Source organism: Bacillus siamensis KCTC 13613, from assembly GCF_000262045.1.
GTDB lineage: Bacteria > Bacillota > Bacilli > Bacillales > Bacillaceae > Bacillus > Bacillus siamensis.
In genome coordinates this window covers 132,624-144,277 of record NZ_AJVF01000037.1, presented here as the reverse complement: position 1 = coordinate 144,277, position 11,654 = coordinate 132,624, and the positions used below count along the sequence as shown (strand labels likewise).

Below are 11,654 nucleotides of genomic sequence, written 5' to 3'. Positions count from 1 at the left end.
AATTGCTAAATAGGAGGATGGTACGTGAAACGATTCGGTTTTAGTCTGATGATCCTTTTGATTTCAATTGTGCTGACGGCGGGATGCGCGGAGGCCGGCACCGAAAAACAGACGGCTGCTGAACCGTCCGGACCGCTTCAGCCCGCAGAGCATTTTATTTATCATAAATTGATGAACGGGCGGGGAATGATTCAGACGAACATATCCGGTGAGCCGGAATATTTATCTGAGTCTCTCGGACTATGGATGGAATTTTTGCTCGGCAGGAAAGATGAACGGCAGTTTCAAGCCCAATATCAGCTTCTTACCGATTCATTTTTGACGGACAACGGCCTCGTCTCGTGGAAAATTGCCGGGAATAAAGCGAACGGCACCAATGCCTTGATTGACGATTTCAGAATCATGAACTGTCTGAATGAGGCCGGAACCCTGTGGGGAAACAGTGAATACGGGAAAACAGCGGTGCAGATCGGGAAGGCTCTGAAAAAATACAATATGAATGAGGGGTATTTTACGGATTATTACGATGCCGCTTCAAATGCCACATCAAAGACCGTGACGTTGTCCTATGTCGGCCCCGGCGCCTTACAGATGCTCAGAGAACAGGGGATTATCGATGAGAAAACGGAAAACCGGAACCTTGATGTTCTCAATCTTGCGCCCATGAAAAATGGTTTTCTGCCGAAATCGTTCAATACCGAAACTAAGGAATACAAATATGACAGCGAAGTCAATGTCATTGACCAGCTGTATGCCGCCGTGAATCTGAAGCGGGGCGATGACAAAGCCGCCGCGCTGTCAAAATGGATGATAGAAGAATGGAAGTCGCGCGGACAGCTGTATGGACGGTACATCGCAGACACGAAGGAGCCGGCGGTTCAATACGAGTCACCGTCCGTTTACGCTCTCGCCGTTCTTTTTTTAACAGAGCAAAAAGCTGATCCGGCTGTCATCAGATCGCTTTATGAAAGAATGACTTCATTTGAAACGCTGGACACGCTGAAACCTGATTACGGCGGCTATATGAGCGGGAGCGATACACATTCTTTCGATAACCTGCTGCCGCTTTTGGCTGAAAGGAAATTGTTTAATGAACATATCATTCAATGAATCACAAAAACTGTGCAGCTACACAGCAGTTATGTTAGCGTTGCTGTCTTTTTTTATTTACTATGTGTCACAGCAATCCGCAGGGCTTCTGATAACCTGCATCACATTGCTTGTCGCGGGTGCCGGCTTATGGTTCGGGGCGATCTACGCGCTCGTTATCACCTTACTCGTCTTATTTGTTCTCGGCAGCCTGCTCCTGTGGTTTCAGACCGGGAGCTTTATGGTGTCTGCCGGTGCCGAAGGTCTGCAGATGCTGGCCGTTTGGGGGATTGCGCTCCTCGTTTTTTCCTACATATCGGGAAGAATACACGATTTGGCCAAGGGGCTTGAGCGCTCAGTGAAGCAGCTGCGGGAAGAGATCACGAGCTTTGTCGCCGTCGACAGGGTGACGGGCTTTGACAACCATCTCCGGATGAAGCTGGAACTGTCTGAGGAAATCAAGCGGGCGGAACGCTACGGCAATTCCTTTGTCTTTTTGCTGCTGCACATGCATTATTTCAAGGAATTCAAATCCCTCTACGGAGAAAAAGAGACCGACCGCCTGCTGGCATTTATCAGCCGTCAAATCCGGTCAAGCGTACGGGAAACAGATAAAAAATTCAGGCCGTCCGCCGAACGGTTCGGCATCGTGCTGACCCATACGCCTGAAGAAAACATGCCGGCCGTTCTGGCGAAGCTGAAAAAGGAATTGGATACGTACCGGCTGCAAAACGGTAAATACGTCTCCATCACCTTCCGTGTATGTTACTTGGCGTACCGAAAGGATTTACAGACGGCCGAGCAATTTTTAAATGAACTGGAAAACGAGATGATGATGAATGAACTCTAAATGGATACGTCTCTTACTCTCAGCAATCTTCATGATTTCGGCGGTTTATATTCCCCGTACGGCGGGAGCAACAGACAAAAAGGACGGCATTCTCATTATTTATACAAGCGCGGACGGAGAGGAAACCGCTGAAGTCAAAATGCTTGATTTGATCGCGGGCCATTTCTCATCCGCCGTGACCGTGAAAAGCGACGGAGATATCACAGCCGCCGACCTCGAAAAGAATCGGCGCGTCATCTATTACGGCGTCACGAAGAAAAAGCTCAGCAAACCATTTATGTCGCTGATCGGCAGCATGCCGCAGCAGCTTATCAGCATCGGCTATAACGCTGGCCAATTCCGCCAATTTGCGGGGGTGTCCCTCACGGAAAAAGAAACGGTATACCGCATTTACAGCAAGAAAGAAAAAACAGACATGCCGCTTGAAAAAGGAATGTCCGTGCTCGGTGCAGCGGGAGTAAAAGGGGAGCCCCTTTATACATACCGGTCCGGTGACGGCAGCACCCGCCCTTTTATATGGAAAACGGGGCGCTCTGACTATTATTTCGGTGTGACCAGCCTGTTAAATGATTCGTTTCTGACCGCGAAAGAACTGCGCAAGGCGTTTGGAGAATCAGAGGGCGGCACCCTCCTTTATTTGCGGCTTGAAGACATCAGTCCGATGTCAGATGAAACATTGCTTTACGAAGCGGGCGCTTACCTGCATAAACGACACATACCGTTTATTCTGGCGGTGATTCCCGTCTACCTCAATCCGGAAAACGGAGAAAAAGTATATCTGGCGGACAAGCCGAAAATGGTCAGCGTCCTGAAAAAACTTCAGCAAATGGGCGGCAGCATCATTATCCACGGCTATACGCACGCATACCGGTACAGCGAAACGGGAGAAGGCTTTGAATTTTGGGATGCCAAAACGGATCAGCCGATTACGTCAGAAAATGCGGACGATGCTCCGGTCAAGCTTGAAAAGGAACAGGATTTTCCGAATGAAAAAGCGTACCGGGCGTATGTGAAGCCTTTCCGTGAAAAGGAGAAAATCTACACGAGAACGAAGCTGGAGCAGGCGATTGATGACCTGACAGAGCTCGGCCTTTATCCGCTGTCATTCGAAGCGCCGCACTATACGATGTCTGAAGAAGGGTACAAAATCGCATCTTCTTATTTCTCCAGCATTTTCGGCCAAGTGCAGCTCAGCGGCACGACGTGGAAAACCTCGGGCGCCCCTCCGTTCGTCTCAAAGCCGGCTATGCTGGACGGGATGACGCTGTACCCTGAAACCATCGGTTATGCCGATAACTCAAAGGAAAATCCGCTCGGAGATATGGAGGATCATATCTCGCAGATGATTGACTTCGGCGGCGGAGTGGCGGGAGGTTTCTATCATCCGTATCTCGGCATGAAATACCTCCCTGAGCTCGTCAATCAGATGGAACGAATCCCCGGCGGCGAGTGGCTCGATCTGAAGAAAACGAAGCAGACGGTAACGTCGGACAGCGTCAGAATCAAAACGAACGGAGACGGAATCATTCATGTGGAAAACAAGATTCACCCGATAACATCCTTTTTCAATCACCATCAGCAGACGCCTCTGGAAAAAGCGCTTTGGATTCTCTCCGGCGTGGTGTTATTGTTTATCATCATGTTCGCATGCTACGTCCTTTATTTGCGCGCCACATTAAAAAAACGAATCTTTAAGGAGAGAAGAACCCTTGAGTAACATTCTGTTTTTTATCTCATTAAGTTTAATATGGGTGATGCTTCTCTATCACATGTTTCTGATGCAGGGCGGATTCAGGCATTATATGACCTTCGAACAAAACATTCCGAAATGGCGCGCAAAGGCGGGGGAGCTCCCGAAGGTCAGCGTCCTGATTCCCGCGCATAATGAGGAAGTCGTCATCAGGCAGACGCTGAAGGCGATGGTGAATCTGTATTATCCGAAAGACAGGCTTGAGATCATCGTCGTTAACGATAATTCCTCCGATCGGACGGGGGACATCGTCAATGAATTTTCCCGTCAGTATGATTTCATTAAAATGGTTGTCACAAAGCCCCCGAACGCCGGAAAAGGAAAATCCTCGGCGCTGAACTCAGGGTTTGCCGAATCGAACGGAGACGTGATCTGCGTGTATGATGCGGACAATACGCCGGAAAAAATGGCGGTGTACTACCTGGTTCTCGGTCTGATGAATGATGAGAAAGCGGGAGCGGTTGTCGGGAAATTCCGGGTCATCAACGCGGCCAAAACGCTCCTGACGAAGTTTATCAATATTGAAACCATCTGTTTTCAATGGATGGCGCAGGGCGGCAGATGGAAATGGTTCAAAATCGCCACCATCCCGGGAACAAACTTCGCCATCAGGCGGAGCATTATCGAACGGCTTGGCGGCTGGGATGATAAGGCGCTGGCGGAGGACACCGAGCTGACGATCCGCGTCTATAATCTCGGGTACCATATCCGCTTTTTCCCGGCGGCTGTGACATGGGAGCAGGAGCCTGAGACATGGAAGGTCTGGTGGCGCCAGCGGACAAGATGGGCGCGCGGCAATCAATACGTCGTTCTCAAGTTTTTATCCCAATTTTTTAAGCTGAAACGCAAGCGGATCATCTTCGATCTGTTTTATTTCTTTTTTACGTATTTTTTGTTTTTCTTCGGTGTGATCATGTCAAACACGATTTTTATCATCAATCTTTTTTACGACCTGCATCTGGCAGTCGGTTTTTTGGCGATGATTTTGTGGATACTGGCCTTTTTCCTGTTTATGACCGAGGTCATGATTACTTTAAGCATTGAAAAAACAGAAATGAACAAACAAAACTTCTTTATCGTATTTCTCATGTACTTTACATACTCCCAGGCTTGGATCGTGCTTGTCATCTGGTCATTATTCACAGAGATCAAGCACCGCTTGTTCAAGCAGGAAGTCAAGTGGTACAAAACGGAGCGATACAATCAAAATAAAAGCGGGTGACCTTTTTGAAAAAAGCGATCATATTGATAACCGGCCTTTTGCTGCTGATATATAACGGGCAGACGGCCGCGGCCCAGGAACTGAAAACAGACGGTTCCGCCCTCAGAACAAGTGCAGGCGCAAAAGAGCAGCAGGCGCTGACGGGCGATCTGATTACTCTTTACGGGGCGAAAGACAGCTCGGAGCTGACTTATCAGATTCCTGCGGGAGCTTCGAATGCCAATCAGTCACTCCTGATTGATTACGAGGCGTCAAACTTATTAATAGCTCCGTCTTCTTTAACGATTGCCATTGATAATGAACCGGTCAAATCCATAAAGCTTGACGGCAGCTCCAAGCGGAAAACAGTAAAGCTCAATCTCAGCAAAAGCCAAGCCGCCCAAGGCTATCACAACGTATCATTGCAATTTTACGGCGTATTAAAAGAGGGCGTCTGCGTCAGGCAGGATACGTCAGGGAACTGGATAAAGATTTATCCGGACAGCCGCCTTGTGCTTTCAGAAGCAAGCAAGTCAAAGGGGGCGGATCTGAGCCATTTCCCGTATCCGTTTGCCCAATCAGGCAATACGGGTGAAGAAACCGATATTATCCTTCCTGACAAACCGACCTCTGCGGAAGCTGAAGCCGCAGTCAAAACAGAAGGATTTCTGAAAACGGCTGACAGCAGGCTGAAAGTGTCATACGTAAAAGAATCCGCCGCCGGCAAAATCAGCAATCCGTCAATTGTCATCGGCGCCGGGCAGCATTGGAACGGCAAAATAAAAGAGCTTTTCGATCGCGGGAATATCAAAGCGGAACACAACAAACTCCTTCTCGCTGAACGGGTGCTCACCGCCGGGGATAAACGGCAGCCCGTCCTGTTTGTCACGGCACAATCAGACAAAACGCTGGCAGAAAAAATCCGCGTCATGACAGACAGCGCTTATTCAGGCCAGCTGAGCGGAGACTCACTGATGATCGGCCGTCTTCAGCCCGCTGCTGAAAAGACAGGCAATAAACTGACTTTAGACGATTTCGGCGCGGGAAATGTAACGGTCGGATCAAACAAAACGGCGTCGGAGCATTTCTTTTACCCTGCGGCGGCCGCTGTTGATAAAGACGGGAAGGTTAAGTTTTCGCTTACATTAAAGACGTCGGAAGCGGTCCGGACGAAGGCCGATTCTGGTGATGACGCCGAGAAAGCGGAACTGAACGTCATGGTCAACGGACAGCCGAATGCGGTGCGTCTTGATGATCTCGGCAATAAGGATAAAGACGGCTTTTACCACGTCTCAATCCCGATTGATCCGAAACTTTTGCGCAGCAGCAGATACATTGATCTGCAATTTGTCACCTCAGGCTTGAAACATAACAATCCGTGTATCGACCGTGACGAAAACAAATGGGTCTATATTGATAAAAGCAGCACGCTGACGTATCCGGTAAGCGATGCGGCGCAGAAAGCGGATTTCGGGCAATGGCCGCTCCCATTTGCGGGTAGCGTGAATAAGAAAACTGTGATCGTCATCCCGGATGACGTGACTATGCAGACACTTAAAGAGCTTTCTTTAGTGGCTGATTCATTCGGAAACGGCGCCCGGCAGTCATTTACCGTGAAGATGGCATCAGACATGAAGGAAGCGGACGCCAAAGGCCGGAATGTTGTGTTTATCGGAAGTCTGCCGCAAATTCCGCTTTTGAAGTCAAACGCTTCTAAGCTTCTCGTGCCGTCAGACCGCAGCGGCGCTTACGATGTTTCATCATTTCAGATGCTGAATGAGACGACGAAACAAGTCGCGTTTACACAGAAATCACCTTGGGACTCAGACAGCAGTATTGCTGTTTTTGCTCCGTTATCAGGAAGCGGCGCGGCCGTCACAAAAGAGCTGATCAGCTTTTTAGACAGCACAAGCGATGCCGCAACCGTCGTCAACGAAACGGGCGGCAAGCAGCTGTTTTCGAACCATCAGCAAATCAAATCCGATGACAGCAGTCCATCGGCTGATACGAAAAGCCGTTCCGCAGCACTGAACGTCACGTATATCGCTGTTTTCGCGGCGCTTATGATCATTGCTGCCGGCCTGATCTGGCTGACGGCAAGAAGGAAAAAAAGAAAAGCGGACAATGAAAAAAGTGAAGAGTAATGAAAGCAAAAGAGGCCGTTAACAGGCCTCTTTTTTTGTATTTTTATTTCCATTTTTGGCGGTAATTTTTTTATTTTTGAAACAGCATAAAAGCCCCTTTACAACCGGACGGGACGGGAGTATGATCTCTTTTATAATCTATATCGCTTAATCTGTATCCAGAGCGGGGGAACCAATTTGCGGCGCGTCATGCCGCTTGGGGTGAATCCTTTTTCAGGTAGGGCCAACTCTCATAAGCCCGAATCCGACAGCTAACCTCGTAAGCGTTCATGAGAGGAGATGAATGAAACCTGTGCACGATTATGGCGCAGGGGCATCCGTTTGCCTCTGTGTCTTTTTGCTGTCCTGAAATAAGGCATGCAATCAGCATTCGGAGACATCATAGCAGTAAGGGTTTGTAAATCAAACGGAAAATGAAAAAAAGGGGAAGACAACAAATGTATCATTCAATCAAAAGATTTTTGATTGGGAAACCGCTGAAATCACAGGCTGCCGGAGAGCAGAAACTGACGAAACTCAAGGCGCTTGCCATGCTTTCTTCAGACGCGCTTTCATCAGTTGCTTACGGAACGGAACAGATTCTGATCATTTTGGCTGCGGTAAGCGCGGCCGCGTTTTGGTATTCCATTCCGATCGCAGCCGGCGTTCTTATTTTGCTGCTTGCTTTGATTCTGTCCTACAGACAGATTATTTACGCTTATCCGCAAGGCGGAGGCGCTTATATGGTTTCTAAAGAAAACCTTGGTGAGAAGCCCGGCCTGATTGCGGGCGGCTCATTGCTTGTTGATTATATTCTGACGGTGGCGGTAAGCATTTCTGCCGGAACTGACGCCATTACATCGGCATTTCCGGCTTTGCACCCGCATCATTTGCTCATTGCTGTTTTGCTTGTGATTCTGATTATGATTTTAAATTTGAGAGGGCTGTCAGAGTCGGCGTCCATTTTGGCGTATCCCGTCTATCTGTTTGTGGCGGCGCTTGTCCTTTTGATCGTCGTCGGGCTGTTTAAGCTCATGACAGGCCAGGTTCATCCGGCCGAGCATACACCGATCGGCACGCCCGTAGCGGGCATCACGCTGTTTTTGCTGCTGAAGGCCTTTTCTTCAGGGTGTTCGGCGCTGACCGGTGTTGAAGCCATTTCAAACGCGATCCCGGCTTTTAAAAATCCTCCGGCGAAAAACGCGGCCCGCACTCTGGCCATGATGGGGATTCTGCTGGCGATCTTATTTACGGGGATTACGGTGCTGGCGTACGGCTACGGCACGGGTCCGAAGCCTAACGAGACCGTTATTTCACAAATCGCCGCGGAAACCTTCGGACGCCATACGGTGTATTATTTCATTCAAGGCGTTACATCATTGATTCTCGTGCTGGCGGCGAATACGGGCTTTTCCGCATTTCCGCAGCTGGCGTTTAATTTAGCGCGCGATCAGTATATGCCGAGAATGTTTACGGTTCGCGGCGACCGATTAGGTTTTTCAAACGGAATTATCTTTCTCGGTATCGCGTCCATCCTGCTTATTCTTTTATTCGGCGGCCGCACGGAACATCTCATTCCGCTTTATGCCGTCGGTGTGTTCATTCCGTTTACGCTGTCGCAGACGGGAATGTGCATCAAGTGGATCAGGCAGAAGCCGAAGGGCTGGGCTGTAAAAATGCTGATCAACTCATGCGGCGCCGCCATTTCATTTATGGTGCTGTGCATTTTATTCGCGACAAAATTCAATCTTGTCTGGCCCGTGCTGTTATTCATGCCGGCTGTCGTCTTTTTGTTTTTCGTTATTAAAAATCACTACACCGCGGTCAGCGAACAGCTGCGGGTCGTTGATCAGCAGCCTGAGGAAATTAAGGGAACCGTCGTCATCGTGCCTGTCGCCGGTGTCACCACGGTCGTCCAAAAATCGATTCAGTATGCGAAATCATTATCGGATCAGGTCATTGCGGTTCATGTTTCCTTTGACAGGGAAAACGAAAAGAAGGTGGAAAAGCGCTGGGAAGAGCTTCATAACGGTGTCCGCCTCGTCACCCTGCATTCCTCATACCGCAGTCTGGTTCACCCGTTTGATAAGTTTTTAGAGACGGTCGAACAAAAAGCGAAAAAAGAACAGTTCTCCGTGATGGTGCTGTTTCCGCAATTTATTACGAAAAAACGCTGGCAGACCATCCTTCACAACCAATCAGCCTTCTTGCTCCGCGTCCGGCTGTTTTGGAAGAAGGACATAATCGTCGCTACACTGCCGTATCATTTTAAAAAGTAACGGTAAAGACCGCAGGCCTTAGTGCCGCGGTCTTTTTTGTAAAGGAGGACGACATGGCTCAAGGCGCGTTTGTCATCATTCAAAATGACGGGCGGGACATATTGCTCGTAAAACGAAAAGACGTTCCCTTATGGGATTTGCCCGGCGGCGGGATCGCAGAAGGTGAAACACCTGAAGCCGCAGCCATGAGAGAGGCCTTCGAAGAAACCGGTTATAACGTGACCATTCTGCAAAAATCCGGTGAGTATGAAAGGCCTGCATTTGAAGATACACAGCACGTGTTCATCGGAGCCGTTACTGGCGGAACCCCGCTGATGAACGGGCCGAAAACCGCCGCATTACGCTGGTTTTCCCCAAACCGGCTGCCGCTGTTCATGGTGCCGAACAGGAAACGCCAAGTAAAAGACGGAATCAATGATGCGGCAAATATGAAGGTAACGCTGAAAGACCGGCATCTGTTATCCATCCTTGATCTGCTGAGAAAAAAGTCAGGCAGATAGCCCCGTGTTTCAACCCGTTTTAAAAAGGGGATGAATACAGGTAAAAGGAGGATGCAGTATGCCAAGTAAAACAGCAGGACACGTAATGACAGAGCTGCTTGAACAATGGGGAGTCGGACATATATACGGCATTCCCGGAGACAGCATTAATGAATTTATCGAAGAATTGAGACATGAACGAAACAACCTGACATTCATCCAAACCCGGCACGAGGAAGTCGCAGCCCTGGCCGCCGCGGCTGAGGCAAAACTGACCGGGCAGATCGGTGTCTGCCTTTCAATCGCAGGGCCGGGAGCCGTTCATCTGCTGAACGGTTTATACGACGCCAAAGCGGACGGTGTTCCGGTGCTGGCGATTGCGGGACAGGTTGCCTCAGATGAAATCGGCCGTGACAGCTTTCAGGAAATCAAATTAGAGCAAATGTTTGAGGACGTGGCGGTGTTCAACCAGCAAGTACATACAGCAGAAGCGCTGCCCGATCTTCTGAACCAGGCGATCCGTACGGCTTACAGTAAAAAAGGCGTTGCCGTCTTAACCGTATCTGATGATTTATTCGCGCAAAAAATCAAACGGGAGCCGGTCTACACGTCGCCGATATATTTAAAAGCCGATATCGAGCCGAAAAAAGAACATCTCGTGACATGCGCGCAATATATTAACAACGCAAAAAAACCGGTCATTCTCGCCGGCCAAGGGTTAAAGTCAGCAAAAGAGGAGCTGCTCGCATTCGCCGATAAAGCGGCCGCTCCGATTGTCATTACCCTGCCGGCAAAAGGGGTCATACCTGACAGCCATCCCCATTTTCTCGGAAATCTCGGGCAAATCGGCACAAAGCCCGCCTACGAAGCGATGGAGGAATGCGATCTGCTGATCATGCTCGGCACATCGTTCCCATACAGGGATTATCTCCCGGAGGATACGCCCGCCATCCAGCTTGATTCGGATCCGGCCAAAATCGGCAAGCGCTATCCCGTCAATGCGGGAATCGTCAGTGATGCGGCTTTGGGCCTGAAAGAGCTGACGGATTACATTGAATATAAAGAAGACAGAAGATTTTTAGACGCCTGCACCGAGCACATGAAGCATTGGTGGAAGGAAATCGAAAAAGATGAAACCGAGGCGACTCATCCGCTCAAGCCGCAGCAGGTCATCGCCCGGCTCCAGGATGCGGCCGCAGAGGATGCCGTCCTATCAGTGGATGTCGGAACAGTTACGGTATGGATGGCCCGCCATTTTAAAATGAAAAAGCAGGACTTTATCGTCTCAAGCTGGCTCGCCACGATGGGATGCGGGCTTCCGGGAGCGATTGCCGCAAGCCTTGCCGAACCTGAGCGGCAGTCCATCGCCATTTGCGGAGACGGCGGATTTTCAATGGTCATGCAGGATCTGCCGACGGCTGTTAAATATAAACTGCCGATTACGGTTGTCATTTTAAACAACGAAAATTTAGGCATGATTGAATATGAACAGCAAGTCAAAGGCAACATTGACTACGTCACCCATCTGCAAAATGTGAATTATGCCGCTTTTGCAGAAAGCTGCGGGGCAAAAGGGATCAAAGTGACGAAACACGAAGAATTGGCTCCCGCTTTTCATGAAGCGCTCAACTCAAATGAACCGGTCGTCATTGACGCCGTCATCGGCGACGAGCCGCCGCTTCCGGGAAAAATCACTTACGGCCAAGCGAAAGGCTTCAGCAAATACATGCTGAAAAACTTCTTTGAAAACCAAAAAATCGAAATGCCGTCGCTCAAGAAAAGCCTGAAACGGCTGTTTTAAAAAGCGGCGCTTATAAAAAAATAAACAGGCAGCATGCCTGTTTATTTTTTTGCCGTGCAGCTTGTTTGCATATAGGCTCTTC

Annotated in this window: 8 protein-coding genes and 1 riboswitch; all 8 genes read left to right on the top strand. The window is 49.3% G+C overall.

What is annotated here, in order from left to right; genetic code table 11:
* Positions 1-24 precede the first annotated feature (24 nt).
* The 8 genes from Y79_RS0108115 to Y79_RS0108080 all read left to right on the top strand — a co-directional run bounded on the left by Y79_RS0108115 (position 25) and on the right by Y79_RS0108080 (position 11,572).
* Positions 25-1,110 (top strand): hypothetical protein, encoded by a 1,086-nt coding sequence (locus tag Y79_RS0108115; RefSeq protein ID WP_016937215.1) that lies wholly within the window; start codon positions 25-27, stop codon positions 1,108-1,110.
* Complete coding sequence (locus Y79_RS0108110) at positions 1,091-1,939, top strand: diguanylate cyclase domain-containing protein (RefSeq protein WP_016937214.1); 849 nt, start codon at positions 1,091-1,093, stop codon at positions 1,937-1,939. Before Y79_RS0108115 ends, Y79_RS0108110 begins: the two co-directional genes overlap by 20 nt.
* Positions 1,929-3,656: a DUF2334 domain-containing protein gene (locus Y79_RS0108105; protein ID WP_029575268.1), complete on the top strand. Its 1,728-nt coding sequence runs from the start codon at positions 1,929-1,931 to the stop codon at positions 3,654-3,656. The genes Y79_RS0108110 and Y79_RS0108105 overlap by 11 nt, the downstream gene beginning before the upstream one ends.
* The gene (locus Y79_RS0108100) at positions 3,649-4,911 is read left to right on the top strand and encodes a glycosyltransferase family 2 protein (protein ID WP_016937212.1); all 1,263 of its coding nucleotides are present in this window, start codon (positions 3,649-3,651) and stop codon (positions 4,909-4,911) included. The genes Y79_RS0108105 and Y79_RS0108100 overlap by 8 nt, the downstream gene beginning before the upstream one ends.
* A gap of 5 nt (positions 4,912-4,916) precedes the next feature.
* On the top strand, positions 4,917-7,034 hold the full coding sequence (locus Y79_RS0108095; protein ID WP_016937211.1) for a cellulose biosynthesis cyclic di-GMP-binding regulatory protein BcsB: 2,118 nt from the start codon (positions 4,917-4,919) through the stop codon (positions 7,032-7,034).
* 134 nt (positions 7,035-7,168) lie between these two features.
* Positions 7,169-7,315: riboswitch (cyclic di-AMP (ydaO/yuaA leader) on the top strand.
* Positions 7,316-7,471: 156 nt separating this feature from the next.
* Entirely contained in the window at positions 7,472-9,292 is a 1,821-nt protein-coding gene (locus Y79_RS0108090) for an APC family permease (protein ID WP_016937210.1), read from the top strand.
* A gap of 53 nt (positions 9,293-9,345) precedes the next feature.
* Positions 9,346-9,792 carry an NUDIX hydrolase gene (locus tag Y79_RS0108085; protein WP_016937209.1) on the top strand — a complete coding sequence of 149 codons (447 nt, stop codon included), beginning with the start codon at positions 9,346-9,348 and terminating at the stop codon, positions 9,790-9,792.
* Positions 9,793-9,850: 58 nt separating this feature from the next.
* Positions 9,851-11,572, top strand: coding sequence for a pyruvate oxidase (locus tag Y79_RS0108080; protein WP_016937208.1), 1,722 nt, complete (start codon positions 9,851-9,853; stop codon positions 11,570-11,572).
* Positions 11,573-11,654 lie beyond the last annotated feature (82 nt).

Bases quoted from the DNA above. Each gene is read 5' to 3' on its own strand.
- Y79_RS0108105 (WP_029575268.1), top strand. From the start codon at position 1,929: ATGAACTCTAAATGGATACGTCTCTTACTCTCAGCAATCTTCATGATT.
- Y79_RS0108080 (WP_016937208.1), top strand. From the start codon at position 9,851: ATGCCAAGTAAAACAGCAGGACACGTAATGACAGAGCTGCTTGAACAA.
- Y79_RS0108085 (WP_016937209.1), top strand. From the start codon at position 9,346: ATGGCTCAAGGCGCGTTTGTCATCATTCAAAATGACGGGCGGGACATA.
- Y79_RS0108090 (WP_016937210.1), top strand. From the start codon at position 7,472: ATGTATCATTCAATCAAAAGATTTTTGATTGGGAAACCGCTGAAATCA.
- Y79_RS0108110 (WP_016937214.1), top strand. From the start codon at position 1,091: ATGAACATATCATTCAATGAATCACAAAAACTGTGCAGCTACACAGCA.